Below are 26473 nucleotides of genomic sequence, written 5' to 3' on the forward strand. Positions count from 1 at the left end.
CCTTCACCCAACGCCATCATAGACCTCGCCGTGCCCGCGCGCATGCGTCAATCAGGCGGCCTTCGACGTGTGCGTACGGACCAAGTATGCGGGTAACCCGACCATCACTGGCGGAGGAGGAGCGGCGGCGCGCTCTACATCTACCTTTCTCCAGGCAATACAAGGACAACCAGCGGCAGGATCGATATCCTCTATTGGACATCGCTGATGGTCAAAATTGGACGACTGGCGGTCTCGGCTTCAGCTTTTGGCGGCCGGTTGGGAGAATATCAGCGGCCCTTGCGGGTGTGTTCGCCCCATTAGTGGTCCGCACGCGGCTTTTTAGCTAATGCCCCAAACGTGTCGCCCGTTAGCAATGAGCTGATGCGAGCGCTTAACCCGATTCTGTAAAAGCCCCACCACCGATCGCTAACGGTCATGGGGCTCCTCCGGCGTCACGCGTCATATTCCCATTTGTCGACGACCTTTGGGCGCGACCGGATCGCCGGTTTTGTCGTCCTCAAGTGATGATGCTTTCTCGAAGAGCGCAGCGGTCTCAAGATATCAATGATCGCACGCCAACAAACCAAAAAAATGCCACGAGCCACGCGACCACGGCGACCTGCCTGATCTGGGGCGTCGAGACTAACGCAAACCGTGTTGTTTCGCGGCCGAAGGATCACGGTGCGTGGATGTTAATATGGGCCTCTCGATAAATCGCCAAGATGCAGCTGCTATCGCTAATGTCAGAAGAAACTCGATGGCAACCCGGACCCTATTTGGAAATTCGAGATGAGCGCCCAATGCGTCGGATATAAAGGCGAGCCGAACAAAGTTGTGGTAGAGATAAAAACCGTAGCTGATGCGGCCCAGGTAGGCCAGCGGGGCTATCGACAGACTCCGCACGAGCGCACTTTTTTGGTTTGTTGCAATGTAAACGTACATTGTTGCCATCTGCAGCGGCACCATCAGGATAGTTTTGCGATCTTGATGGAATATGATCAATTCTGCGAGCAATGAGCACAGTAGTAAGCAGGTGGTTGTAAAAAATGCCCTGCGGGCGGAATCAATCGAAACCTTGCGCGCATGAAGTCCCGCCAGACCACCTAGGGCGAGCATGTAAAAATTCACTGTTGAGTCTGGACCGAAACCCTCGTTGAGTGCGACTTGTACGCTTCTTGCGGCGCCGACCGCGATGATGGCAAGAAGCGCGTGGGAAAAAAATCGTGATGGCGTCAAGAGAAATAGAGGGGCGGCGAAGAGATAGAACTGCTCCTCGATGGAAAGGCTCCAAAGGTGAACGAAGACGCCTGGGTTTATTCTTGTATGCTGAATCTGCCAATTTGTAGTGTATGTCCAAAAAGACAAGGCCCAGTCGAAGGAGTAAAATTGTACATGCCATCCGATAGCAACGAAGAAGGCTGCTAAGGCGAGGACGAGATAGTAGATCGGAAAGATTCGCGCCGTTCGATGAGCCAAGAAGGCCCTAAACTCGGCTCCGAAGCCAGATGAGGCAGCTTCGATTCTCACTCTCGCGTCGAACAATATCCGGACAATCAAGAAGCCGCTCAGAACGAAGAAAGACCAGACGCCGATCTCGCCGAAGCCATATTCAGCCGCGAAATTGTTCGCATGTTGCACATAGACCAATATGACCGCGATGGCTCGGATGCCATCAAACCCTTCGATTCTCTGTTTCATCTGGTTGGTGCCAGGATATCCGTGCATTAACTTTGTCGGTTCCGTGTTCGAGACTTATAGCGTTTTGGCGTTGGACGTAACTTCTGTCCGGGTCGCAGACGTTAGTTCGTCATCGAGCGCCGAGTCATCACTTTCACAAGATCAAAACAATAGATAGTCTGCTTCTCGAATTTGTTCTGTTGGCAATAAGGGGCGCTGCGGCAGGCGGCCTCGCAATTTTCTGTGCGATGGCTTCGCTTCGAAGTAGTCGATGCGTCACGTCAATTCAGAGGATGCAGCACATCTCTTGCAGCGGCATAGGTTAGACGCTCAAGCGTGTATCGGATTGGAGCGGCGAAATGTCTTCGGCACGAGCGTCAAAAGCCAGATCAAAAGGATATACTGGATTTTGAGAACAGTGGAATTGATTGCCCACACGACGAAGAGATAGTTGCAAATTCTCGCATCCAGAGCGCATGAATACAGCCGGGTAAGAAACATCGCCGTAATGAGCGCGAGACCGACAAGACCATACTCGAAGGTCAGCTTTGCCCATGTTGGATCCGCGATCTCGTACGTTGCGCGTAGCAGCAGTGTACTTCGAAAAAAGCTTCCCGCCCCATTTCCCAGCCACATCGCGAGACCACCGGCATCCAGGTTGAGCTGGACCATACCCATTGGCGCGACGTAACGCGCATAGCCGCTCGTGCCTGGCTGGTTGATCTCGGAGAGCCGGTCAAAGAACAAGCCATTGATGCCGGGAATGTCGGCAGAGTAGAGCATAAACAAAACGAGAATAAGAGCGGAAGCGGAAGCCACGAAGAGGGGTACTCGACTGATCGTCCTAGGCAGCACGAGACCGAGCAGAAGAGCCACGATTCCGGAGCCGGACACGGAGGACAGGAGACCCGCTGCAAGAATGCCCATTACGGAAAGTCTCGCCCTCGTGGAAAGCTCAATGAGTAGCCCCAGGGAGGTCACGAGAGAGAGATCGGCTGACTCGCGAAGGAAGTATCCATTTGCCTTGATCAGGCTTCCGCCCTCGCGGAGGAAAGTGTAGGTGCCGCCGCCGCGAATTGCTTCAGGCAGGATGAAATAGATGTTTGTGAGCGCATTGGCTTTAGTTGCGTTCACAAGGATCAACTGCGCTACTGCGATGACGGCGATTACGCTCGCAGCAGAGACAAAGGTGGACTGGATGGAATCCTGGACCGGGCGCAAGCCTGGTCCGGCCCGCAAGCGAAACGAGAAGGGAGCATAGAGCGCGAGAAAAAGAAGCAGCGAACTCCAGGACGCCGGCAACGTCGTGAGCCTCACGGCGACGATTGCGGAGGCCGTAGTGAGGAGATAGAGAAACAACGTTGCAACGCTGACCGCCGCATGACCCGACGCAAGTAGATACAGCGCGATCGACCCGTAGAAGACGAATTCCATGGTGACGGGAAATTCGCCGATATTGTAGGCAATCTGGGTCAGGAAGAGCGCCGAAATCACCGACGCACGGATTACCAGTCTGCCCCTCGGCGAAAGCTCCTTCTCGGTTAGAACCGAGACCGATGGGCCCGTTGCTGTGAGCGTCGTGCTAGCCATTCAACTGCATCCGAATGCGGTGGCAGGGAAGTCCCGAAAGTTAACTGGCACTATGGTTGTTGCTTTGCTGTCGCGGCGAACGTCAAGGCGCGGCACGTTCACGCTGAAGGAATATTTCGCGAAGACTCGCCGCGACCGTGTCGAGGGAAAAGCGTTTCGAGAATAGCTCGAAAACCCTTTCCTGGTTTCTGCTGAGTTGCTCCAGATTGTCGATGTTCCCGGTGATCGCTTCGGCCAGCCCGCTCATGTTATTCGCAAGAAACATCGCCGACTGCTCATCTGCCGTCGTACCGGCCATGGCCTCCTTCAGGCCAAATATTGGAAGCCGTGCGAATGCATAGTCCATCACCTTCAGTTTGAACCCTCCGCCGAACAGCTCCGGCACCAATCCGCCACGGCTCGACAGAATGACGGGCGATGGATCGGCGAGGCGCCCATGGAATGTGAGGTAAGGCCGTTCGCTCGCATGCCGATCCTGGATGTGTTGCGGCACGGCGCCAACGACGTTCAGGGAAATCCGGCTTCGCTTCAGAGCCGGTACAAGCGCTTCAATGAGGATCTCAAGGTTTTTCTGCTTTGCGATCCATTCGAACGCTCCGAGCAGGAGCAGGGCTCTCGGACAATTTTCGTCGATCGTTCGCGTTGGCATTGCCGTCCCGAGGAATGCCGGCGGGATCACGCGGATGCGTTTCGCGAACTTCTGAAAGTAGAGCGCGTCGTCATTCGTGATACACACGACAACGTCAGCGGCATTCAGAAGTCTGAGCTCGAGGCGCCGGTATTTGGCGGCATCCAGACGCATCGCCGCCTGGCGGAGTGAGCCATCCATTCCACGTGCGATCTCGGGACGAATTCTCCCCTCGGCATTATGAGCAACATAACAAAGCGAAGCTTTCTTACGGTTTTGCAGAATTGAAGACAAGGGTCCGGAGGAATACGCGTGGTCGATCACGATCCAGTCCCAATCGCTGCGGAGCAGCTCATCAAGCGCTTGTCTGAATTGGGAACTGCTCAGATTGTAAGCATCTCTCGGTAAGGACGACGTCAGGCTCCACAGCCCGGACGCTTTCGCCGGCGGGGGCACTTCCACGCAATGAACGTCCTTCAATTCGGCAAGCTGCCCTGCAACGTCCTGATCGCTCCTTCGGGCGCCGACCACTGTCACACTGACATCGTTCATTGCCGCCAACGCCTTGAGCAGGCCTGCGGAGTAGATAGCGTCACCACTGAACAGCGGCGCCGGCAATCTCCCGCAAATCCAAAGAATCTTCTTCACGGTCGGACGGCCTGCTTCGACGATCTCAAACATTGCTGGCTCTCTCGATCCTGTCGCCGGGCTTGCATTCAAGCGCACGCAGCGCGTAGGCCTAGTGCACTCGAAAGTCCACCAATTGACAAGACCTCGATTTCGCCGGCTGGGGCACGCTTGTATCGCATGCGAGCGGGATCATTGATACAGACCTTCCGCCCTTCTCATTCGAGATTTCAGCCGTCATTTTGGCATCAAGCCGGTAGTTTCCCGGCTGTCGGATTGCCGGGAGAGAGACGGCGACGAAGCTGGAGCCATCTGACCGAGTTGCCAATGCGCCGTCGTCGAGTTTACGGCTAGCTGAAGCAACGGTCGCGCCCGTGGCCCGGTCCACGGCCGAAACGACAAGGGTTCTGCCGGACGGATATTTTTCTGGCAGTTTGAGCGCTACAGCAACGTCCAGCGGGGCAGCGACGTCAGCTAAAGCGAACCCTTCCGTAGCCGGTTGCTTATCGCGTATCAACGTATTCTTGGTGAATGTGGGCTTTGGCATGTCGTTAAGTGCACTCGTGTAACCGAATTCCTTTGGGTCAGGTGTAAACACGCTGTCTCCGCATTGCCGGCTGCCACGGTCGGAGTCGGTGAATTGGCACACGCGCACATAGTCCACCTTGAAGGCCTGAGGGAATGCGGCCTCGTCGATGCCATTCTTCCCGGCCCACTTGCTACCACCGACGGCAAAATTGAAATCGACATGGGCCGGAGGGCCAAGTTGCCCGTCTTTTCGCAGCCACTCATATTTCCGGGTGTAAATTCGCCGCCCGTCCCAAAACAAGGTGATGGATTCGGGCGTCCAGACAAAGCCCGCAACGTGCCAATCGTGATTTAAGTCCTCTTTGTCGACCATGACCATGAAGTTGGTACGGAACGACGGGTCAACAAACGTAAACGGATTTGGAATACCCCACGGCGCCGCCGACGAGTGGAGCATGTTCGGCTTATCGGTCGAGCCATTGATTACATATTCGAGAATGTCGATCTCTGGAGGATGCCAAAACTTGCCATCTTGATCGTAATCTGCCTCGAGCCAAAACGCCGGGAATACGCCTTTTCCGGAAGGCAAGAACACCCGTGCTTCATAGTAACCATAGTAGAAGGTCCTGTGGCTGCGGATCAGGCCAGATTCGAAATGGCTTGCGCCCTCCTTCTTTTCGGCCCGAAGATCGAGAACGCCCCCAGACACCGAGATCTGGTTGTCTCGGTAGCGTTGACTCTCATCAGTGAAATAATCCATGGTTTCATTCTGATAGAGATATCGGGTCGCCCATTTGTTTCTGTCTAGAGAAGTGCCGTTGAATTCGTCCGAGAACACCAGCTCCCAACCTCCGGCATTGGCCGAATGGATCGGCCAGAACACGGAAAGTTGCGTCAATAGACAAACCAGGAGCGATCCAACTGTGTGATTGGGCATCTCGCGGACCTTTGGCCAAATGTGTCGTTCGACTATAGTCTGGATAAGTTGACAATAGTAAGGATATCCGAACATGTCCGATTGGCGCGCTTGACGAGCCGCAAGTCGGTAAAGGCTGGGACGCCTAGTAATGAAGCATCTGACCGGAGAACCATCTAAGCTTCCGTCGAAAGCTCAGATGGTGTTGTCGATCATCATAGCGAACCACAATTATGCGACGTTCCTCAGACAGGCGATTGACTCGGCTCTGGCTGTAGATTGGGCGAATGTTGAGGTCATTGTCGTCGATGACGGTTCCACGGACGACTCTGCGGCAATCATCAGATCGTATGGCGACCGGATACGCGGAGAGTTGCTGCCAAAATCGACGCAATTGGACGTGCGCAACCACGGGTTCGCGATCTCAAAAGGGGACGTGATATCGTTTCTCGACAGCGATGACTTGCTTGAGCCCCAGATCATGCGGCGCGCGATGGCCATCTGGGGGGATCGCGTCAGCAAGGTGCAAGTTCAGATGGGGACCATCGATTCGAGCGGTCGCAATCTAGATTCGAATTTCCCAAAATATCAATCGACGCCCACGGCCGATGATTGCCGAGCTTGGATACTCAGTACATCCTTCTATCCCACCCCGCCGGGATCTGGAAATCTCTATGCGCGCTGGTTCTTGGAGCGCATATTTCCTTTGGATCACTCCTGTGGTGATGCCACCGATTCCTGCTGCGTAACTGCCGCTCCGCTCCTGGGAGATGTGGTGACGATCCCCGAACCCCTGGCCTACTACCGCGTGCACGGGAACAACCTCGGTGCGATGGCCGATCTGCATCCGCGACGGCTGCATCGTCAGATCATAAGAGCGCAGCAGCGTTTCGACTACATGCAGCGGATAGCCGGCCTGGCCGGATTGAACGTCAAGGCCCGGGGGCCACAACGCAGCCTGCACTACTTGATGTATCGAACTGCGTCGCGTCGCATCGCTCCGGCCGAGCATCCGCTGACCGGGGACAGTAAGCTGCGGATCCTCATGAACGCCTTTTCCGCAACATGGCAACCGCAAGGCATTAGAATCTTCTCGAGACTCGCAATATTCGTCTGGATCTGCGCTGTTCTGTATTCACCGCTGCCGGTGGCGGAGTGGCTGATGCGAATCAGATTTGATTCTCAATACCGAGCCGCTCAAAGGGCGCGGTTTAGGACCGCCGTATCATTCGGGTTCAGATAATTCGGCCTTTCCTGTCGGCCAGGGCTTGAACGCAAGACTTGGGCGTAAATCTGCGGTTCGAAGGCTGGTTCAATGACCGCCCTCTTGACGCGGCCTTCAGCGGAAGATCCGCAGCAACGAGGCGCCAGCAGATGAGCCGGTTTCGCTTCGTTGCCGTGAATTGCTGAGACGGCGATCGTCCTACGCAGCCGCCCTCGTTGAATTTCGATGAACCTGCCGCTCGATCCACTCATAGGTCTTCTCGAGACCTGAGCGCAGTGTTGCGGAAGGCTTCCAGCCGAGCTTCTGCCCGATCAGCCGGTTGTCCGAATTGCGGCCGCGCACGCCGAGCGGCCCCGGAATATGCTTCTTGTGAAGCTTCTTCCCGGCGATGTCGGTGACGATGTCGACGAGCTGGTTGATTGTCACCATCTCCTCGGAGCCGATGTTGACGGGACCCTCGAAGTCCGACCGCGTCAGGCGGATCGTGCCTTCGAGGCATTCCTCGATGTAGAGGAAAGAGCGGGTCTGGGTGCCGTCGCCCCAAATCTCGATCTCGCCGCCATTGTTCGCCTGCGCGACTTTCCGGCAGACGGCGGCCGGTGCCTTCTCCTTGCCGCCGTCCCAGGTGCCCTGGGGGCCGAAGATGTTGTGATAGCGCGCGACGCGGTTGCGCATGCCGTAGTTGCGGTTGTAGGCGAGGTAAAGGCGCTCAGAGAACAATTTCTCCCAGCCATATTCGCTGTCCGGGTTCGCCGGGTAGGCGGAATCCTCGGCGCAGTTCGGATTGTTGGGGTCCATCTGGTTGTGTTCGGGATACATGCAGGCCGAAGACGAGTAAAACAAGCCGCGCACGTTCCTCTTCTGGCAGGCATCCAGCATGTTCAGATTGATCGTGGCCGAGTTATGCATCACGTCAGCGTCATGGTCGCCGGTGAAAATATAGCCGGCACCGCCCATGTCTGCGGCGAGCTGATACACTTCGTCGAACCTGCGGTCTGTAGTCTGACGGCAGAAATACTGATCGCGAAGGTCGCCGACCGCGAAATCATCGGCCTCAGTTTCTGCAAACGGCGGAAATTTCAGATCCACGCCGCGGACCCAAAAACCTTCCCGCTTGAGCCGTTTGACAAGGTGCCCGCCGATAAAGCCACCTGCGCCGCAGACCAGAGCAGTCTTAGTCATACAGTTCCCTTTCTTGCATTTCTTGCACGCATGGCGTGCTGGAACACCGTCTCGAAGCGGTCCGTCACCCGCTTGATGTCGTAGTTCTCCGAAGCAAAATTCCTACCATTTTGGGCGGCGGCGGTCCTCAAGCCGTGGTCCTCGATCAAGCGAAGCGCACTACGCAAGAAGCCCTCGTTGTCGTTCGGATCGACCACGACGCCAGCGCCAACCCTGCGCACCACCTGGGAGGCGAGATTTTCGGCAGGCGCCGCCAATAATACCGGCCGTTGTGCGCAGAAATATGACTGGACCTTAGAGGGAACCGAGAACATACCTGCGTCGGGTTCGATGGTTGCAACGGTGACATCCGCGGTGGCCAGCACTTTGGGCAAATCGCCGAAAGGCTGGAGCGGTAACAGGATCAGGTTATCAATCGATTGCTCAAGTTTTGCGCGCTCCAGGTCGGCGACGCCGACGCCCTGGCTCACCACGACCACGTTTGCGCGTCCTTGGACCTTCCGGGCAAGATCGACGAGCAATTGCGGATTATGCTTGAGCGCGAGGGTGCCAGAGTAGAGAAAGTTGAACGTCTCGGCCAGACGGTGACGACGCGCCCAATCATTGTGCTTCGAAAGCGGCGATATCTCGCCCAGCGCGCCCCAGTTTTCGATTGTGAAGACCTTGTCCTTCGCGCGCACCCATTGTCGCGCGACCTCTGCAAAGGAATCGGTGATCACCACGATGGCGTCAGAATTCGCAAACTGGCGTCGCTCGAGAAAGCTGTAGTACCCGCCAATGGCGGCACCGACCGCGCCTAATTTCTTACGGAGCAGCTTGGAAACGGCGATGCTGTAAAAGTCCTGAACCCAGAAGACGAAACCCGCTCCGCTGCCAACGGATGATTTCACGATGGCCGATTGAGCTTCGGTGGGGGTATTTCCCGAGATGACAATGTCCGGCTTGAGAGAACTGACCAGCGCTGCGACGGACTTGCCGTACGCGACATCATCAAACCGACGCTTTACGAAAGAGGCCTTGTCATACGGCCGCGGCAGACTGACGCCCCTGAAGGACAGTCTGGCAGGATCAGATGATAAACGTTCAAGGCGGCCCTTGGGACCGTGGTCGCCGTGAAAATACGCATGAGTGACCTCGTGACCACGCAAGGCCAGTTCGCGGCTCAGATCAACCTGGAAGGGATGACCAGCATAATCATGAACGAGTATTTTCAACTGGCACCTGCGGGAGCTTCGAATTCATAGGCCACTATAGGTTGATACATGGGCCATGAGAGGCGGTCTGTCCATCCCGCGCTCCTTTAACCGTTAATCCGGCAGAAGTTTGATCGGGCTCGCGCTGCGCGATAGATCGTACATATGCAGGTCGGCTGTGCTTGCCGGTGCGCCCAACTTTCCGATAACGCTGTTCGACCATGAGGATGCTTGATCTGGGTGGCGCTTGCGACTAGTTTTCCGCGGGTTCCGGTAGCTGCCGCATATTTGAGTGCTTGATATTGAGTGTTTTGGCCGAAAATTCGATCTTGGCCGTCAGCATGGTTCAGAGGGCGATATGCGTGTCAGGATCCTATTTGGAGCAGTTGTGTTGTGGCTTGGAGCATCGTATCCGGCTCTGGCCGACCAGATGGCGTTAGATTTTTCCTGGCAGGGTGCGAAAGGTTGCGTCACCCTTTTCCCAAACCCCGAAATCCGCCTTCGCAACGTGCCGACCGGTGCCAAACTGCTGCTTCTCGTCCTGATGCAAGGAACACGGGAGATGGGCGGGCAGGAACTTCCCATGCCGGCCGACGGCGTCGTGCCTTCCGGAAGCATTCGTACGTTTGGTCCGTGCAAGCCGGATATGTATCAATGGACTGCACTTGCCAAATCAGCGAACGGAACGGTTCTCGCGGAAGCCCATCGGACCCGTTTCTTTCCGACTGATGAGCTTGCGCCTGAAAAGCCATCATCGGCGGGAATGACCGGTTTTCGTTGAGGACGTAGCGCTTCGTTCTATTGATCGAATTGCACGTCTTGCTTCTTCTCCGGCCGAAAGCAGGGGATCGGCCCGGGTCGAGGTGTTGGCAGAAATTCGTGGGCTGTGGGGTGACCGTGAATTCTCAACCACCGGAGTGTGCGTCGGATTGCGCCCCCCGCGAGCCAACTGAGCGATGCGAGTCCTGCCGCAACCCTTCCGTGCGACTGATTTGTCAGCAGCTCGATGGCCTCGTGAAGTTGGCCGCGATCAATCGCCCGCAATGCCAGGGACCGCGCAAGTATCGCTTGGCCGCGCGCAAACTGGCGCGCCAACTCCGGATGAGCCGAGATGAATTCGGCCTCCACCAGGCGCCTGGACCGCATCATCTGTTCAAAATCGTCGGACATTGAGCCCGGCGAGACGCGGTATCCGACCAGATATTCCGGCACCATCGCTATCTTGTATCGTTCTGCGATCAGTAAATAGAGTTTCCAGTCTTCGCAGCCTTGGCCGCCGCGCGAGCGAAGCGACTCGTCAAAACCGCCAGCCGCGACCAACGCTTCGCGTCTTATGAGTGCATTGCTTCCGCTGATAACAACGTTACCCAGACACATCTCCGGCAAGATGTTGCCTTCGAGCCGAGAAGGCGGGGCCGAACCAGTTATCGTCCCATGGACATCGATCCAGCAACACCACGCATACACTAGCGCAGTTTCTGGTCCGCTTTGTTCGAAGCGTTCAAGCTGCCGCTCGAGCTTCGTCGGATACCAGAGATCGTCAGCATCCAGAGTGGCGACGAACTCACCCTGTGCTTCGGCAATTCCTCGGTTGCGAGCCGACGCCACTCCACCATTTTCCTTGTGAACGTAGCGAACCCGCGGATCGCCCATGATGAGGCGCGCGACAACTCCCTCAGTCTGGTCCGTGGAGCCATCATCAACGATAATGACTTCGAGATTGCAGTAAGTCTGATTCAACGCGCTGCTAACGGTCTCACGAATAGTGTTTGCCGCGTTGAACGCTGGCACAACTACCGAAACCAATGGATTGTCAGAGCAATGAGGGGAACGCACAAACTACTCTTAATGCTGAATTTTGTTTAAACTGTACTGGCCTGTCAAATCATTTAGAACTTTATCCGTAAGCTTGTTCGATTGCGAGACTTCCAAGGCGGTAGGGTAAATCACTTGTGATTTCAGGGGGTTACATCTTTGGCGCTTCAGAGGAAGAGAATTTTGGTCACTGGTGGTGCGGGATTTTTGGGTTCCCACTTATGCGAGAAATTAGTTGGCGCAGACCACGAGGTTCTCTGTGTCGACAACTTCTACACGGGCTCCAAAGCTAACCTAGGTGGGCCTCTGAAGTGTCCTCGCTTTGAACTGATGCGGCACGACATAACCTTCCCGCTGTATGTCGAGATCGACGAAATATATAATCTGGCCTGCCCGGCTAGTCCTATCCACTACCAATACGATCCGGTGCAGACCACGAAAACCAGCGTGCACGGGTCAATCAACATGCTGGGACTAGCAAAGAGAGTTAAGGCGAAAATCCTGCAGGCCTCAACCTCGGAAGTCTACGGAGATCCTGAGGTGCATCCGCAGGACGAGACCTATTGGGGGAGGGTAAATCCCATCGGTCCGCGCTCCTGTTACGACGAGGGTAAGCGTTGTGCTGAGACGCTGTTTTTCGACTACCGGCGCCAACACAATCTCTCGATCAAGGTCGCGCGCATTTTTAACACTTACGGTCCGCGCATGCAGGCCAACGACGGCCGAGTGGTTTCGAACTTTATCGTGCAGGCCCTTACGGGTCAGCCCATTACGATTTACGGCGATGGCAAACAGACCCGCTCCTTCTGCTATGTCGACGATCTGATTGACGGCCTCGTCCGCCTGATGGATACGGGCGATGAGATCACCGGCCCGATCAATCTCGGAAATCCCGTCGAGTTCACAATGATGGAGCTTGCCGAGACTATCATCGAGCTGACCGGGTCGAAGTCGTTGATCGAATTCAAGCCACTTCCAGCCGATGACCCAAGGCAGCGACAGCCCGACATCGGCCGGGCGCGCGATACGCTCGGCTGGTCGCCATCTATTCAGCTGCGCGACGGTCTGGGCAAGACGATCGCCTATTTCGACAACCTGCTGCGTGCCGAACGTGCTGGTGCCACATGACCAGAACCGTTCTAGTTACCGGCGGTGCTGGTTATGTCGGATCGCATTGCTGCAAAGCGTTTGCCAACGCCGGATGGACGGTCATCACTCTCGACAACCTTTCACGGGGATGGCGAGACGCCGTGCGGTGGGGGCCGCTGATCGAATGCGACATTCGGGATGAGACGCGGGTGCGCGGCGCGCTTGAGATGTACAAGCCGGACCTGGTCGCGCATTTTGCTGCTCTAGCCTACGTAGGCGAATCCGTAGCTGATCCTGCACGGTATTACGCAAACAATACGGCCGGCACGCTGGCTCTGCTCGAGTCGATGCGCGCGATGGGATGCCTTCGTCTTCTGTTTTCCAGTACGTGCGCGGGTTATGGAATTCCGGACCATCCGACAATCGACGAGACGCAGCCGCAGAGGCCGATCAATCCTTACGGCTGGTCCAAGATGATTGTCGAGCGCATGTTGGAGGATTACGGCAAGGCCTATGGTCTTGCATCCGTCTCTTTGCGGTACTTCAATGCCGCAGGGTGCGACCCGGACGGCGAGATCGGCGAGCACCACGAGCCCGAAACACATGCCATTCCTCTTGTGATCGACGCCGCTTTGGATCCGGACCGGCCTTTCACGCTTTTCGGAACAGATTTCGCGACGCCTGACGGGAGCGCGATCAGGGACTATGTTCATGTTAACGACCTCGCGCGGGCCCATCTGCTCGCTGGCGAGATGCTTCTCGATCGCGCGGGTACGCACGTCTTCAATCTCGGTACTGGGGTTGGGACCAGCGTGTTCGAATTGATCGGAGCGGTAAAGCGCGCCGCGGGAAGAGATCCTGTCGTCCGGCGTGGTCCGCGACGTGAGGGGGATCCGCCAGTGCTTGTTGCGTCCTACGCCAAGGCCGAGCGAGAGCTCGGCTGGAAGCCGCAGTGTTCGCAGATTGATTTCATCATTGAAACGGCGCTGAGATGGCGAGATCGCGCCGCCCTTGCGTGAGCACCGCTGGTTTGCGCTGAACGTGTTAGCTGAGCGGATCGATCGAAATTCCGTAAACAGGGTGGATCCTGATGAATCTCGTATCCATCGTAATACCCGCCTACAACGCGGAACGCTTCATAGCACGCACCCTCGCGTCGGCGCAGGCTCAGACGTATGAGAATCTGGAAATCATTGTCATTGACGATGGTTCAACGGACAATACTCGGTCAATAGTGGAGGCGGTTGCGGCCGCCGACAAGCGTTTGCAGTTGGTCAGCACGTCCAATCGTGGCGTAGCTCGCGCGCGAAATCTCGGGATAGAAAACGCGCAGGGACCCTATGTGGCATTCTTGGACGCCGACGACCTTTGGCATCCGACGAAGATCGCGCGGCAGGTCGATGCGCTGGATGTTCATCGTTCTGATCGGAGTTGGGCTGGTGTCTACACGTTCCGCCGAACCATAAATGAGGAGGATCAGGTCACGGGCATGGGGCCGACCTTGGCCGACTGTCGCGGCCATATCTTGGCTCGGGACCTTGTGCTCAAGTTCATAGGAAACGGAAGCAGTCTATTGGTCCGGCGCGATGCCGCGCTTGCAGTTGGTGGATTCGACCCTTCATATGCCGACCAAGGCATTGGTGGTTGTGAGGATCTCGATTTTGAGCTTCGGCTAGCAGCGCGCTATCGAATTGAAGCTGTGAGATCGTATCTCGTTGGCTACCGTATCTATGCAGGAAATATGTCGAGCAATGGATCGCGCATGGCGAAAGCCATGATCCAGACTATTGCAAGACACTTGAAGAGCAATCCGTCGCTCGCGCCTCATGTGAAGCGCTGGGCATTGGGGGGCGGCTACAGGTATGCGTTTCAGGTTCTATTGCGTGAAAGGCGATTGCTTCCTGCGTTAGCGGCCTACACGATATTGCTTCTGAAAGATCCGGTCCTGTCCATGACCACTGCGATGGAGGTATTGCAAGGGGGAATTGGCAGAAGGTTGGGACGAGATCGACTTGCTGGATCGCCTCGAGCGTTCTTGGCCATGGACCCGGAGGCGGGTAAAGACGATCCCGTCGACGCAATAACGCGTATGAAACAGAGGCGATTGGCAGACGAAGATCGAGCCCTTGAAGAGATGAAGTTTTCATCTTCTCTGTTGGACGGAATGGCGACAGATGAGCGGTTCGGTCCATCGGAGGGGGCGCCCCAGGTTTCGGCGACCGAAGCTCAGCCGCGCTACACGCAGAGGGCCGGATGACGGCAAGCGCGCCCTTAAGAATACCGATCAGCGGTGCCGTGCGCTCTTCTCCATGCTCGTCGTCACCCTGCTGGACGGAGAACGGTTCGGCGCGTCACTCGTTGCTCTCCCGATGGTGATGGCCGTCCAGTTCGCATTTGCGGCCGGTCTCGCCTATCTCGTGGCGGCCGTGCACCTCCGCTTTTGCGATGCGCAGCGTCTCGTCACGATGCTAGCCTCCCACCTGATACCGGTGGTTTACAGTTCGAGCGTGATGCCCGAGCTGAAGCCAACCGAGCCATTCTGGTGGACGGCACTTTGCCGTCGGCCGAGACGCACGGTCTTTGGGCAAGGACGCGCCAAGACCGTTGCGGGCGGTGCGACAGGAGTACGGCAGTGATCAGGCGCGATGAATGGTGCTTACGCGTGTGCCTGATCGAGCCGCGCCTTGAGTCTTGGCAGCCAATATTGGAAGATCAGTCATGACCGCCTTGTCCCCACTTCATCGCGTCGCAAGATTTGGCCGTCGACAATTGCGGCGTCTCATCGCGAAAGCTCCCGCGCCAATCGGCCGGCGGCTGTCGCGCCGCCTCCGGACGCCTCCGCCAGGCACCGTCGATTTCGGAGATTTCGGGCGAACCGAGCCAATCAGCGCCGAATTTGGCTTCGACAGAGGAGTGCCGATCGATCGTTATTTCATCGAGGGCTTTCTTGCCCGCAACGCCGCGACGATCTGCGGCAGCGTCCTCGAAATCGGCGACAACGCGTATACGCTTCGGTTCGGCGGCAAGCGGGTTGAGAAAAGCGACGTTCTCCATGTCGACGCCGCCAATCCGGTCGCCACAATCGTTGGCGATATCTCGATCCCGGGGACTTTGCCAGAACGGGCGTTTGATTGCATCGTCCTCACGCAAACCCTCCACCTGATCTTCGACATGCGGGGGGCGCTGGCGGAGCTTGCGGGGGCGCTCAAGCCCGGCGGAACGCTTCTTGTTACGGTGCCTGGAATTTCCCCCGTCGATCGGGGAGCTTGGGGACATACGTGGTTCTGGTCGCTGACTGAGATCGCATTGGGACGATTGCTGACGTCCGTGTTTGAGGAAAAAGATATTGATGTGGAGACATTCGGGAACGTGTTTGCGGCGGTCTGCTTCCTGCAAGGATTGGCGGTGTCGGAAGTGCCGCGGCTCAAGCTTGACGTGCTCGACAAATCGTTTCCGGTGATTGTCGCTGCCGCAGCAAGAAGGCGGCTCGAATGATGCTGCGGCCGTTGCGGACCTTTAAGCGATCGATCGGGCGGCGGATTTTTGGCTCTGATCCGATCATACTCATGTATCACCGTGTCGCGGAGATCCCAGTCGATCCTTGGGGGCTTGCGGTTCATCCGGCGCGGTTTGAGCAGCAGATCGCTTGTCTCAAGCGCCTTCGGCGTGTCGTTCATCTCCACGAATTGCTCGACCTGGAACGGGCCCGCGCATCGTCGGACAAGCCGCTTGCGGCGGTCACCTTCGACGACGGCTACCACGATGTCTATGCCAACGCACGGCCGGTGTTGCAGCGGCTTGACTGCCCTATGACGCTGTTCGTGACAACCGAGATCATCGGCGCCGACAGGGAGTTTTGGTGGGATGCTGTTGCGCGGGTCTTCCTTGAAATCGAACATTTGCCCGAGAGCCTCACGCTGGATATCGCGGACAAGGAGTACCGCTGGGCGGTGCCGCCTTTCTCGGATCGCAAGGCGCGCGATCGGATCTTCCGGGAGGTGTGGGGCTGCTTGCGGATCCTTCCTCATTGCGCTCAGACGCAGCTCCTGTCGGACATCGGCGAATGGTCGTCCTGCGATCTCGCAGCTCGGGAGATGCATCGGGCGATGACGGCACAAGAGGTTCGGAATATCTCCGACGGTCTGATTACGATCGGGGCGCACACGCTGACGCATCCGACCTTGCCGGCGCATAGCGCGGACGTTCAGTTCAAGGAGATCGCCGAAAGTCGGCGCGCCTGCGAGGAACTTGCGGGGGCCAGAGTGCGGGCCTTTGCCTACCCGTATGGCGATCACAGCGATACGACCGTGCGAGCGGTCAGAGAGGCCGGATTCGATCTTGCCTGCACCGTGGACGCTCGTGCCGTCAGGCGAAATGCCAAACCCCTGACGCTACCGCGAATCTACGTGGGCGATTGGAAGGGCGACGAATTCGAAATGAGAATTGAGGATCCTTCGCTATGACCGGAAACGCAAAGCGAATCACGATCATCAGGCGTCGAGGCGGCTGGTTCGACCTTGACTTGCGGCGCGCATTGGAACACCGGGATCTTCTGCTCCTGTTTGCCTTGCGCGACATCAAGGTTCGTCACAAGCAGACACTGCTCGGCCCGGGCTGGCTGGCCCTGCAGCCTCTCGTCTGGACGACAGTCTTCACGGCCACCATCAGCGGCGTGGCCGGCGTGTCGACGGCAAATCAGCCAGCACCACTGTTCTATCTTTCGGGGCTGATCGTGTGGTCCTATTTCTCGCAGGTCATCTTCGCCACCAGCCAGGTTTTCATCGAAAACGAACACCTCTTCAGCAAGGTTTACTTCCCGCGCATCATTGTCCCGTTGTCGTCCTTGATGTCGACTGCAGTAGCGCTCCTGATTCAATTTTTCGTTGTACTTGTGTTTCTCATCGCCTTTCAATGGATGGGAAAGACGAACGGGCTCTCATGGCGCATCGTCGCGTTTCCACTGGTAGTGCTGCATCTTGCGGCCTTCTCGCTCGCGATCGGGCTCATTCTTGGAGCATCAACAGCCAAGTATCGCGACTTGCGCTTCATGACGCCGTTCTTGGTCCAGGTCTCGATGTTCGTAACCCCGGTGCTCTATCCCTTCTCCGCCATTCCCGAGCAGTACAGGGTGGCAGCGAACGTTGCCAATCCATTGGCGGCAATCGTCGAGGCAAGCCGCTGGTGCTTTCTCGGCGAGTCCGTGCTCACGCCGGGCCAGCTCCTTGCATCGCTCGTTACGACATCTGTCGTTCTGACTTGCGGCGTTCTGCTCTATCTGCGCGTTGAGCGCACTGTCATGGATACGATCTGAGATGCAGGACAAGGTAGCCATCGAGGTTAAAGGCCTCTCGAAGCGATATCGGCGCGGGGCCATTGGCATGACTTCCCTGCGCGAAGAAATTGAGCTGTTTCTGGCTCGGCGACGCGATCAGCGGACGGTGCGCTCGAACAGGGAGTTCTACGCGCTCAAAGATGTCACTTTTTCCGTCCCCACCGGGAGTGTGTGCGGAATTATCGGCCGCAATGGCTCGGGCAAGACGACGCTCCTCAAGCTGCTGACGTCGATTACCGAGCCGGAGGAGGGAGAGGCCAGTCTCAGAGGACGCGTTGGCAGTCTGCTTGAAGTGGGCGCGGGTTTCCATCCCGAACTGGACGGCATCGAGAACATCTATCTGAACGGCGCGATTCTCGGAATGAGCAAGTCAGAGATTGCATCGAAGCTGGATCGAATCATCCAGTTCGCCGACATCGGTGCCGTTATGGAGACGCCCGTGAAGCGCTATTCCTCCGGAATGTATGTCCGCCTGGCCTTTGCGATTGCTGCACATCTCGAGCCCGATATTCTGTTGGTGGATGAGGTCCTGGCGGTCGGAGATGCCGATTTTCAGCGTAAGTCACTCGCCAAGATGAAGGATGCCGCAGGAGAAGGCCGAACCGTGCTGTTCGTGAGCCACAACATGGCCATGGTCCGCCAGCTCTGCGACATGGCGGTTTATCTGGAGGCCGGCCATCTGAAGCAGATCGGCGAATCCTTCTCCGTCATCGATGCCTATCTGCTGGGCTCGACCCCGCGAGCCGCTCACGGCGAACGGACTGGGACGGACGAGCTTTGGGGAGAGCTGCGCATTCTCGAACCATCGTCCGAGACGCCCTGCGGTCATCTCAAATTCGGCGGAGATTACGATTTCGTGCTTCGGCTGGGGGCCAAGCAGCCGTTCAAGCGAGGCGTCGCGCAGGTCAGCATTTTCGATCAGGAGGGGGCGCTGATCTCGTCCCTCGAAAGCCTCGCAGAAGGTGTCGACCAGTTCGACATCACGCGGCCGGTCGAAGTGGTGTTCAACGTACGTTCGCTTGGGCTGTTGCCGGGGACCTATGTCGCAGGATATTCGCTCTATGCTTGGGGAGAGGAACAGCCGAGACTGTCCGCGGAAGCCTGCCTCAGTTTCGACGTCGTTGCAGCGACTGTCAACGATGCATACTGGCCCTACTTAAGGGAGCATGGGATTGTACGACTGTCTCATTCAGCGGAATTGCGTGTTATCGACTAACCCTGCTCGTTGGATCAGGAAGCTGTTCCTGTTCGGCGTCTGTCATGATCGTAGATGATCTCTAACTTTAGATCTGACCCTCGATGCTATCATCTCAAGCGCAACCGCAGGGGACATCGCCAGTGCCTGCAGCGACATCCGGATAGATCTAGCAGGCTCAGTTCGGAGAAGCTGGAAAGCGTCCTCACTCAATACGCGCGCATAATAGTCCTTCCAGAATCGTTTTCCCTCGCGCACGGCAAGCCGGACGTTCCTCGAGATACCGCCTGTCAGCTGACGATCCAATACACTTAGTGCGGCTGCAAGCATCATTGGCCGGTTCCTCGACATGTTGGCATTGTGCATTCGATATTCAGCGATAACTTTGTCGTGCGAAACGAGTTGGCTTGTCTTCGCCAGACGTACAAACAGCTCATAATCTTCGCAAGCCAGCATAGCCTCATTAAATCCAGTAACGGCCGCGAGCCTATCGCGTCGATAGATAACGGTTGCGTGCATGCCAATAAAATTGCCTACCCTGAGAAACTGAAGATATGGATCATCGAGCCTCGCAACGTAGTTTTTGCCGGAGATAGTCTCGCCAGCCAAATTGATGTACCGGTAGGCACCATAGGCCAGAACTGCTTCCGGATGCCTCGCCAGCATCCGTTCGCCTATCTCGAGGGCTTCTGTGAGCAAACGATCGTCAGCGTCCAAGAAGGTGATGTAGTCCGATGCCGTAGCAGCGAGGCCCGCGTTGCGAGCGGCTGCCAAACCGCGATTACCTTGCGCGATGAGTCGTACTTTTGGATGCCGTTCGACGACTGAAGCGGGGTCGTCAGCCGATCCATCATCAACCACAATAATTTCGTCCGGAGGCCGACTTTGGCGAAGGCAGCTCTGGATGGACTCTTCTAGAAAACGAGCTTGATTATAGGTAGTGATGATGACCGCGATCATTATGCGAGCAATCCCCATCCGTCGGATTCGTTCCGGCGAAGGCGCGTCTGCCGCGAGCTTCAGGCGGAGAATCTCATGACGGATAGCGCAAATATTGGTTAGGCGTTGCTGTCACTTTATCACATTGCAGATCCGGCCGAGAGGTTACTGCCATTCAGAGCATCGGTAATATTAACGTCCGAAGTTCGAATGGTATTAAGTTCCGGGTAGCCGATGATGACCGGACATGCGTCCATTTGAGGTGCAGAATGGCAAGCAGTATTGGGCGGCGATTATAGAGAGCGGATTAGCCTGTAAGCCCTCGTTAGGATGCGTCTTGGTCCTAGCCTTTGAGCCAGCCGGCGGACGGTTTCGGCTGCCAGGTCAATTCTATCCTGCAGGGTTGCCGGCAAACGCGGTGCCAGGCTGCGTGCAAACGCGAAACGTATCGACCTATCCAGCCGGGGAGTCATCAGGTCCGACTCAACGATATAGGTGTTAACCCATTCAAGAAAATTAACGCGCGCGGAGTGAGGCTTCATGCGGTCATAATCACCGGATGCGGTCGCGCGGGCCGACGTGGAATTGGCGTGCTGTCGATACCGGCTGGTCGGAGTGTCCGTCACGAACGCTGGATAGCGCAGCAACAGCTTTACCAGAAGAGTTTGATCTTCATAGAGTTGAAACGACTCATCGAATCCTCCGACGAACTGCAAAGCCTCGCGACGGACCATGATGGCGCAAATGCAAGGGACTTGGGAGCGCTGACGAAGGATGACCTTGTCAAGCAGTTTCGGTGGTATGTGCAAATGGCCGGATTCGCCCGGCATCTGTTCCACCCAGTTGTGATAAGGATCGTCGGGAAACCACCATAAGGTCGGTCCGTACGTCAACATCGCCTGAGGGTTGGCTTTAAGCGCTTCAAGGTCTTTTTCAAGCTTTTCCGGTTCGAACAGGTCATCGCCATCAAGAAACGTGATGAACTTGCCACACCCAATCCTTAGTCCGGTGTTGCGGGCCGCCGCTGCGCCACGACCATTGGACCGAACGAGACGGATTCGTGGATCTTCTGCCGCCGCCGTGACCGCGATTTCGATACTTTTGTCGGATGACCCGTCATCCACAAGTATCATCTCCCAGTCAACGAACGTTTGCGCGCGCACGCTTTCGATCGCAGCAGATAGATATCGCTCGAGGTTGAGGAAGGGAGTGATTACGGATACGGTCGGCATTAGTTCGGCAAAAACCTACGCAGGATGGCTCTCTGTTTACGGGAGACCACTTTCAAGCGCTGTGATGCAAGCAGCCAAATTTGCCTACGAACGAGTGACTGAACTAATTTGAAAACCCTGGGATCTGCTGCCGTCTTCCCAAGGTATCCTTTGAACCAGATTAGGAAACGAAGGCGCGCCCACCCATCTCGATTTGCAGCAGCGGACATAGCGCCCGCACTTGAACTATGCTGGCGATACTTGAACAGTACCGCCGCAGAAACGAAAAAGGGAGAAATTAAGAGGGCCTTGGCAAAGAACACGGCGTCCTCGAACATTCCCCCGAAGGCGGGCTCGAACCCGCCAGCCTCCTCCACCAGGGCTCGTCTCAAGAGACAACCACTTGGAATCGGGCTCTGGTAGACGTTGAGCAACTGCGAAAGGAGCAGCGACGGCGGATGATGAATCTGATCGGGCATGACGCCAAGCTCGTAAAAGAAGTCCGTTTCGTTCGTATTCTCTCCCTCCCACGAATGCCAAATAAGCGCTCTTCCGTAGGTTGCCCCCACGCTAGGCCGTGCATCAAGAATCGCGACCTGCGCCGTCAGCTTGTTAGGGAGCCACACGTCGTCGGCATCCAGAAAGGCGACGTAGTCGCCACGTGCGTGCGAAAGTCCCAGGTTGCGCGTCGCGCTCATTCCATGATTTCGTCCGTCGGCATGACGCAGCGAACGAATAATATCGGGGTAGGTTTGCGCAAATCTCCGCGCGATTTCACGACTTGAATCTGTTGAACCGTCGTCGACGATTAGAAGCTCCCAATCGGCGAAACTTTGAGCCAGTACGCTTTCGATTGCTTCGCCGAGGAACTGCTCCCCGTTATAGACGATAATGATGCAGCTGACTTTGGGAGTCATAGATTTCAATCGCCATAACCGCGTTTTGTGCTAGCCAGCTTCGCTAATAGCTCAGATAGATCAACATGTCCGCACTGGAACCAGTAAAGGGGCGCATCGGATTCGAGTCCGTTCGATTTTGCGAGCGCGACATCAGGTCGACCTGTCGTTGTCAACAAATGCCTTCCGCTTCTGATCTGGTGTGGCTCGACCTGGCCTTAACCCGGTAGCCAGCAAAACCAAGCCATTCCACCGATCGCCGGCAGCCCTCTTCGAAGGTTATAGGCGGGCAATAACCCAATTCGCGTTGGGCGCGCGCATAAGCTGGACGGTATGATGAGGTATGCAACAGTGCGCGCTCCAGCGTAACGGAGTAAGAGGCTGGGATTTCCGTACTGAGAGGCCGACGCATCTCACGGATGGCCGCCTTCACGGCCGCTCTTGCCGGGCGCGGAACGATCCAGCGCAGGCTTTGAAAGAAATTTGCATCCCGCACTCTCTGCGCCACTGAGGCGCGCTCATCCATAACATCTGCCATCGTCGGCGTTGGTAGATCGCTCAGATCGTAATCCAACGCCTGGCAAATTGGAAGGTAAAGGTCTCGCCACGTGACTGCTTCCGCATCTCCCACGAGGAAAGCCTTGCCGTCAGCGTTCGTCGTAACCAGCGCCAATTTGATCGCGTGGATAAGATTGTCCACGTAGATCGAGTTGCACACGCCCCACCCACCTTCTGTAAGGTATGCCGTGCCATTTAGAATCTCATCTGCGACACCACCGGTCCATTGCGACCGCGGGCCAAAGACAATGCCGGGCCGCAATATGACGACTTCGACTCGACCGATCTCTCGTAGTCGCCAAAGCTGTTGCTCTGCGACGACTTTCGCGTTGTTGTAAGCGATCGGTTGTCGTTTGGAGAGTGGCGTCGTCTCGTCTACGCCAATTGCGGGCGCCTGCCCATGAACAGAGGCCGAGCTGAGATAAATCAGGCGTCGCACGTTGGATTTCATTGCCGCGCGATAGACAGGCTCTATGGAGCGGACGATGGTCTTTGGGGCTCCTGCTATTGCCATGATGACACTGTCACAGCCTTCAAATGCAGCAGTCAGAGATTTCGTATCGAGAGCATCAGCTATCTGAATCGGAAGATTAAAACGTCGTGGAAGCGCGGCTCGCGAGGGTCGCTGAACGACGGGGCGCACATCCACGTCACCGTCGCGTTGAAAAATCTCAACGGTTCGATTGCCGATAAATCCGCTTGCACCCAAGACCGCGATTTGTCGCATCATTCCTGATCCAAGTTCGCGCGAGCGGCTAGAGCATCCAGCCGGCAGACATTGGAGCCCGTGTTGCATAACATCCCTCAATGAGTTTCAAAGTGGCGAGGGCGTCAGTTCCGGAAACAATTTCTGCTTGACCCGTTAGCGCAGCGATCGTTGCCTCCAGCTGTGAATCGAAGGCGAACTCAAAATCCGGACAGAGCGAGCCAAGAGTGGGTTCACGGCCCCGGCTGACTTGATGGTAAAGAAGCACTTCAGCGGCCGAATTAGCTCCATGAAGGCCGAAGGAAAAACTTCTGGCCTCATTTGCGGTCCATTTGAGCCAGCCTTTGGTCGTCCGAATAAAATAGCGATTGGGCCGGGCCCAATCTCGGCTGAGCCGGATATTCGCCGCAAAGCCGCTGAAGCTTAGAGCAATTCGGCAATTGGCCTCAACCCCTCCCATTGAGTCGTCTTCGTAGACGGCGGAAAGCGGCTCGCCGAACCACCATCGGAGGAGGTCAAGAACATGGGTGCCGATGTCCAGCAGTACACCCCCGCCGCTCTGGCGTGGGGTGAAATAGTCCAGAGATGCGATGGGCCAATCGAAAGGACCTCCCTCAAAAACGTCGATGGAGGTCACGTCGCCCAAGAACTTCGAATTGAGCAATTCCCGTATCGACCGGGTAGCTGCGAACTGACGACGCATCAGCCCAATCGACAGCAGTCGGTTGCATCTCGCTGCGGCTTCGACCATGCGCTCGCCGTCCTTGACACTCGTCGCAAATGGCTTCTCACAATGCACCGCGATGCCCGATTCCAGCGCGTCGATCGCCTGCCGCGCGTGAAATTCCGGCGGCGAGGCGAGAATGACCAGTTCGGTCGGTTTACAAAGCAGGTCTCTGTAAGAAGAGACCTTTCTTGCTCCAGAGAAGTTCTTTGCAAAGATGTCGGCGGCTTTCGGATCTGGGTCAAAGACCGCCACAACATGGAGACGACCAACCGCCTCGAGCCGCCGCAAAGCGGGAGCATAGTACAGGCGAGAAACTGCGCCGCAGCCTGCCACGGCGACTCGCACTGGCGATGAATACCTGGCCTGTGCAATCGTCATTGCTTGCTCACCGTGCTGAGTCTCATCGATAAGAGCCGACAGAAGCGGAGCACAATCCATGGGGAGCAGCTCAGCCGCAGCGCGCACTTGAGATGGGCATCTACCGCTTGAATATCGCCCCGTAACAACAGCTCTTCTGCCGTCGTTAGAGCAACGCCGGCATAAGTATTCCGAGCGCGACGTGCGGCACGGCGCAATCGCTTCGGCAGGTAGTCACGGAAAATCGCGATGGCCTGTCGCGAATATTCCAATTCCTGTGCCAGCCTTCTGTGGCGGCCCGTATTTGAGTCCTCGTGCATCCGATAGCTCGCCAGCAGCCGCGGCTCGTACCAGACCTTGTACTGAGCGGCAATCCTGACCCACATCTCCCAGTCTTCACTGCATGTGAGCCTCTCATCGAAGGCGCCGAGCTGCTCGTACACCGCACGACGCACGGCTATCGATGGCGTGGCGATCCGTTGCTCTTCTGCAAGACGAGCCAGCCCATCTTCAAGGCAGCCCGCCTCCCCTCGTTCCAGCGCCGATGACGACTTGAAACGACCTTCCGAGTCTACAAAAGCATGACGGCAAAAAGCCGCTCCCACGTTTTGATCAGCGTTAAACCCTCGCTCAAGAGCTGCATAGAATCCTGGTGACACGAAATCGTCCCCGTGAAGAAGGTGCACTAGGTGGCCGCGAGCTCGATTCAGGCAAGTCGCGAAATTTCGAATATGTCCGACGTTGGCAGGCTGACGATAGAACGTCACGCGCCCTTTTCCGATGCGCCGAACTATCTCGGCCGGATCGTCTATTGTTGAAGCATCGTCAATCACCTCGATCTGCATCTGCGCGATGCCGGCGTCCTGGCATAGAACACTTCGTAATGTCTGCTCGAGGTAACGCCCGCAATTGAATGTCGGAACCATCACCGACCATGTCGGCCGCGGCTTGCCGTCCGTTATGGGAAGGACGCGCGATCGAAAGATGGCCGTAGGACCAAGCGAGCTATCGTTAATGTAGTCCTCCTTTGGCGAGACGAACGGCGAGCCGGCACGCATCGGCCCACGATACAGAACGCCCGATACCGCCTCCCTTCACACTTCGCAAAAGGCAATCCCACCCTAAGCGAAACTGTTCGTTTCCTGCGTAAACCGTTGCCCAATCAAAAAAATACCGCGAGCAGCCTTCCTGAGCGAAAGCCCGTCGTGAGACGCCTCCAGTTTCTCCCATTCTGCGATAAAAGCTCGAGGTTCGGTCCATTTTTTCGCGGCTTGAAAGGGCTGAAAATTCGCTACTCGGATGTTGCCGATAGGCTCCGACGATTTCGTCTACAAAAGCAATTGGTCCGCGCTCCGCGCAAAGGATGTAGAGCGACCAATCCGTAATGGGGAACAATGCATCGTACCAGCTGCCCAATCCGTCCAGACAAGCGCGCCGAAGCATGCCGGCGCAGGTTGCAAATGGGTTGCCTTGCCAGATTTCGTTCAACGTAAACATCTTCGGTAAATCAGGCCTCGTCCAGCGGCCCCTAGCGGGAAACGTATCCTCGACAAGCGCGTTATGAAAAACGGCGGAGTGGTGCGGGTTGGCATCGAGAAACGTTGCCTGTTGCTCGAGCTTATCGTTCACCAACCAATAGTCGTCACCGTCCAAGATGCAAACGTAACGTCCCACCGCACTCCTTAGCGCCCTGGCAACCACTTCATTTGAACGAATATTCCGTTCCGAGAGCATTAGGCGAATGCGTTTGTCGCGCCTTGCATAGTCTTTCACGATATCGCGCGTTCGGTCCGTGGACTTATCTTCGCTGATAATCACCTCGAGAAGGCGATCTGTCGATTGCGCCAATACACTCTCGATTGCTTGCGCGATGAAGTTTTCGTGGTTGTAGGTAACAACGATGACGCTGATATCGGCCGGACGCGCTTGCTCAAGCGTATCTTTTAGATCTGCCGCGCTGCAATTGATACTAGTCATGTTGCTTACCAGCCGAGCGCGAAGCTTGTGAGAGTAGCGTCGGTGGGATGAAAACCTCCAGCTCCCTACGTTGCCTCAGTCCGCACACTCGCGAGTGGCACTATCCGTCGATGGCCTAGTCTG

At 56.6% G+C, this 26473-nt stretch carries 24 protein-coding genes; 10 read left to right on the top strand and 14 right to left on the bottom strand.

Annotated features, from left to right (window positions below; genetic code table 11):
* Positions 1–624 precede the first annotated feature (624 nt).
* From Q2941_RS27865 to Q2941_RS27880, 4 genes are all read right to left on the bottom strand, one after another.
* A complete protein-coding gene (locus Q2941_RS27865) occupies positions 625–1680 on the bottom strand; it encodes an acyltransferase family protein (protein ID WP_458194348.1) in 1056 nt (351 codons plus the stop codon).
* Between the two features lie 309 nt (positions 1681–1989).
* Entirely contained in the window at positions 1990–3249 is a 1260-nt protein-coding gene (locus Q2941_RS27870; RefSeq protein ID WP_458194349.1) for a hypothetical protein, read from the bottom strand.
* An 82-nt stretch (positions 3250–3331) separates the two neighbouring features.
* Complete coding sequence (locus tag Q2941_RS27875; protein WP_458194350.1) at positions 3332–4558, bottom strand: glycosyltransferase; 1227 nt, start codon at positions 4556–4558, stop codon at positions 3332–3334.
* A 58-nt stretch (positions 4559–4616) separates the two neighbouring features.
* On the bottom strand, positions 4617–5930 hold the full coding sequence (locus Q2941_RS27880; RefSeq protein WP_458194351.1) for a glycoside hydrolase family 16 protein: 1314 nt from the start codon (positions 5928–5930) through the stop codon (positions 4617–4619).
* Between the two features lie 169 nt (positions 5931–6099).
* On the opposite strand from Q2941_RS27880, the gene Q2941_RS27885 reads away from it, so the two are divergent.
* The gene (locus Q2941_RS27885) at positions 6100–7191 is read left to right on the top strand and encodes a glycosyltransferase family 2 protein (RefSeq protein ID WP_458194352.1); all 1092 of its coding nucleotides are present in this window, start codon (positions 6100–6102) and stop codon (positions 7189–7191) included.
* 180 nt (positions 7192–7371) lie between these two features.
* Here the strand turns inward: Q2941_RS27885 and Q2941_RS27890 are convergent, their stop codons facing one another.
* The gene (locus Q2941_RS27890) at positions 7372–8355 is read right to left on the bottom strand and encodes an NAD-dependent epimerase/dehydratase family protein (protein ID WP_458194353.1); all 984 of its coding nucleotides are present in this window, start codon (positions 8353–8355) and stop codon (positions 7372–7374) included.
* Complete coding sequence (locus Q2941_RS27895; protein ID WP_458194354.1) at positions 8352–9569, bottom strand: glycosyltransferase family 4 protein; 1218 nt, start codon at positions 9567–9569, stop codon at positions 8352–8354. The genes Q2941_RS27890 and Q2941_RS27895 overlap by 4 nt, the downstream gene beginning before the upstream one ends.
* Positions 9570–9840: 271 nt before the next feature.
* Between Q2941_RS27895 and Q2941_RS27900 the strand changes: the two genes are divergently transcribed.
* Positions 9841–10329: a hypothetical protein gene (locus Q2941_RS27900; protein WP_458194355.1), complete on the top strand. Its 489-nt coding sequence runs from the start codon at positions 9841–9843 to the stop codon at positions 10327–10329.
* A gap of 17 nt (positions 10330–10346) precedes the next feature.
* On the opposite strand, the gene Q2941_RS27905 is transcribed toward Q2941_RS27900, so the two are convergent.
* Positions 10347–11384, bottom strand: a complete 1038-nt coding sequence (locus Q2941_RS27905; RefSeq protein ID WP_479684033.1) for a glycosyltransferase family 2 protein — start codon at positions 11382–11384, stop codon at positions 10347–10349.
* Positions 11385–11522: 138 nt separating this feature from the next.
* On the opposite strand from Q2941_RS27905, the gene Q2941_RS27910 reads away from it, so the two are divergent.
* The 8 genes from Q2941_RS27910 to Q2941_RS27945 all read left to right on the top strand — a co-directional run bounded on the left by Q2941_RS27910 (position 11523) and on the right by Q2941_RS27945 (position 19000).
* A complete protein-coding gene (locus Q2941_RS27910) occupies positions 11523–12491 on the top strand; it encodes a UDP-glucuronic acid decarboxylase family protein (protein ID WP_458194357.1) in 969 nt (322 codons plus the stop codon).
* Positions 12488–13471 (top strand): UDP-glucose 4-epimerase GalE, encoded by a 984-nt coding sequence (gene galE, locus Q2941_RS27915; protein ID WP_458194358.1) that lies wholly within the window; start codon positions 12488–12490, stop codon positions 13469–13471. Before Q2941_RS27910 ends, galE begins: the two co-directional genes overlap by 4 nt.
* A 71-nt stretch (positions 13472–13542) precedes the next feature.
* Complete coding sequence (locus Q2941_RS27920) at positions 13543–14709, top strand: glycosyltransferase family 2 protein (protein WP_458194359.1); 1167 nt, start codon at positions 13543–13545, stop codon at positions 14707–14709.
* 52 nt (positions 14710–14761) lie between these two features.
* The gene (locus Q2941_RS27925) at positions 14762–15088 is read left to right on the top strand and encodes a hypothetical protein (RefSeq protein ID WP_458194360.1); all 327 of its coding nucleotides are present in this window, start codon (positions 14762–14764) and stop codon (positions 15086–15088) included.
* A 277-nt stretch (positions 15089–15365) separates the two neighbouring features.
* Positions 15366–15947 carry a class I SAM-dependent methyltransferase gene (locus Q2941_RS27930; protein WP_458194361.1) on the top strand — a complete coding sequence of 194 codons (582 nt, stop codon included), beginning with the start codon at positions 15366–15368 and terminating at the stop codon, positions 15945–15947.
* A gap of 71 nt (positions 15948–16018) precedes the next feature.
* Positions 16019–16915: a polysaccharide deacetylase family protein gene (locus Q2941_RS27935; protein WP_458194362.1), complete on the top strand. Its 897-nt coding sequence runs from the start codon at positions 16019–16021 to the stop codon at positions 16913–16915.
* Positions 16916–17019: 104 nt separating this feature from the next.
* Positions 17020–17763: an ABC transporter permease gene (locus Q2941_RS27940; protein WP_458194363.1), complete on the top strand. Its 744-nt coding sequence runs from the start codon at positions 17020–17022 to the stop codon at positions 17761–17763.
* A gap of 1 nt (position 17764) precedes the next feature.
* Positions 17765–19000 (top strand): ABC transporter ATP-binding protein, encoded by a 1236-nt coding sequence (locus Q2941_RS27945; RefSeq protein WP_458194364.1) that lies wholly within the window; start codon positions 17765–17767, stop codon positions 18998–19000.
* Positions 19001–19042: 42 nt separating this feature from the next.
* Here Q2941_RS27945 and Q2941_RS27950 read toward each other — a convergent pair whose 3' ends face one another.
* The 7 genes from Q2941_RS27950 to Q2941_RS27980 form a co-directional block, all read right to left on the bottom strand.
* Positions 19043–19939, bottom strand: a complete 897-nt coding sequence (locus Q2941_RS27950) for a glycosyltransferase (RefSeq protein WP_458194365.1) — start codon at positions 19937–19939, stop codon at positions 19043–19045.
* A gap of 272 nt (positions 19940–20211) precedes the next feature.
* Positions 20212–21150: a glycosyltransferase family 2 protein gene (locus Q2941_RS27955; protein ID WP_458194366.1), complete on the bottom strand. Its 939-nt coding sequence runs from the start codon at positions 21148–21150 to the stop codon at positions 20212–20214.
* Positions 21150–22046: a glycosyltransferase family 2 protein gene (locus Q2941_RS27960; RefSeq protein WP_458194367.1), complete on the bottom strand. Its 897-nt coding sequence runs from the start codon at positions 22044–22046 to the stop codon at positions 21150–21152. Before Q2941_RS27960 ends, Q2941_RS27955 begins: the two co-directional genes overlap by 1 nt.
* Positions 22047–22197: 151 nt before the next feature.
* Positions 22198–23313 (bottom strand): NAD-dependent epimerase/dehydratase family protein, encoded by a 1116-nt coding sequence (locus tag Q2941_RS27965; protein ID WP_458194368.1) that lies wholly within the window; start codon positions 23311–23313, stop codon positions 22198–22200.
* Positions 23314–23338: 25 nt separating this feature from the next.
* Positions 23339–24394 carry a Gfo/Idh/MocA family protein gene (locus tag Q2941_RS27970; protein WP_458194369.1) on the bottom strand — a complete coding sequence of 352 codons (1056 nt, stop codon included), beginning with the start codon at positions 24392–24394 and terminating at the stop codon, positions 23339–23341.
* Positions 24391–25431: a glycosyltransferase gene (locus tag Q2941_RS27975; RefSeq protein WP_458194370.1), complete on the bottom strand. Its 1041-nt coding sequence runs from the start codon at positions 25429–25431 to the stop codon at positions 24391–24393. The genes Q2941_RS27970 and Q2941_RS27975 overlap by 4 nt, the downstream gene beginning before the upstream one ends.
* Positions 25385–26350: a glycosyltransferase family 2 protein gene (locus Q2941_RS27980; protein WP_458194371.1), complete on the bottom strand. Its 966-nt coding sequence runs from the start codon at positions 26348–26350 to the stop codon at positions 25385–25387. Before Q2941_RS27980 ends, Q2941_RS27975 begins: the two co-directional genes overlap by 47 nt.
* Positions 26351–26473 lie beyond the last annotated feature (123 nt).

This window comes from Bradyrhizobium sp. UFLA05-153 (assembly GCF_054185185.1).

Excerpts from the sequence above, each read along its gene's own strand:
- Q2941_RS27980 (WP_458194371.1), bottom strand. The coding sequence starts at position 26,350 with ATGACTAGTATCAATTGCAGCGCGGCAGATCTAAAAGATACGCTTGAG.
- Q2941_RS27965 (WP_458194368.1), bottom strand. The coding sequence starts at position 23,313 with ATGATGCGACAAATCGCGGTCTTGGGTGCAAGCGGATTTATCGGCAAT.
- Q2941_RS27935 (WP_458194362.1), top strand. The coding sequence starts at position 16,019 with ATGTATCACCGTGTCGCGGAGATCCCAGTCGATCCTTGGGGGCTTGCG.
- Q2941_RS27890 (WP_458194353.1), bottom strand. The coding sequence starts at position 8,355 with ATGACTAAGACTGCTCTGGTCTGCGGCGCAGGTGGCTTTATCGGCGGG.
- Q2941_RS27920 (WP_458194359.1), top strand. The coding sequence starts at position 13,543 with ATGAATCTCGTATCCATCGTAATACCCGCCTACAACGCGGAACGCTTC.
- Q2941_RS27945 (WP_458194364.1), top strand. The coding sequence starts at position 17,765 with ATGCAGGACAAGGTAGCCATCGAGGTTAAAGGCCTCTCGAAGCGATAT.
- Q2941_RS27925 (WP_458194360.1), top strand. The coding sequence starts at position 14,762 with ATGCTCGTCGTCACCCTGCTGGACGGAGAACGGTTCGGCGCGTCACTC.
- Q2941_RS27885 (WP_458194352.1), top strand. The coding sequence starts at position 6,100 with ATGAAGCATCTGACCGGAGAACCATCTAAGCTTCCGTCGAAAGCTCAG.
- Q2941_RS27955 (WP_458194366.1), bottom strand. The coding sequence starts at position 21,150 with ATGCCGACCGTATCCGTAATCACTCCCTTCCTCAACCTCGAGCGATAT.
- Q2941_RS27960 (WP_458194367.1), bottom strand. The coding sequence starts at position 22,046 with ATGACTCCCAAAGTCAGCTGCATCATTATCGTCTATAACGGGGAGCAG.
- Q2941_RS27865 (WP_458194348.1), bottom strand. The coding sequence starts at position 1,680 with ATGAAACAGAGAATCGAAGGGTTTGATGGCATCCGAGCCATCGCGGTC.
- Q2941_RS27875 (WP_458194350.1), bottom strand. The coding sequence starts at position 4,558 with ATGTTTGAGATCGTCGAAGCAGGCCGTCCGACCGTGAAGAAGATTCTT.
- Q2941_RS27970 (WP_458194369.1), bottom strand. The coding sequence starts at position 24,394 with ATGACGATTGCACAGGCCAGGTATTCATCGCCAGTGCGAGTCGCCGTG.
- Q2941_RS27975 (WP_458194370.1), bottom strand. The coding sequence starts at position 25,431 with ATGCGTGCCGGCTCGCCGTTCGTCTCGCCAAAGGAGGACTACATTAAC.
- galE (WP_458194358.1), top strand. The coding sequence starts at position 12,488 with ATGACCAGAACCGTTCTAGTTACCGGCGGTGCTGGTTATGTCGGATCG.
- Q2941_RS27950 (WP_458194365.1), bottom strand. The coding sequence starts at position 19,939 with ATGATCGCGGTCATCATCACTACCTATAATCAAGCTCGTTTTCTAGAA.
- Q2941_RS27870 (WP_458194349.1), bottom strand. The coding sequence starts at position 3,249 with ATGGCTAGCACGACGCTCACAGCAACGGGCCCATCGGTCTCGGTTCTA.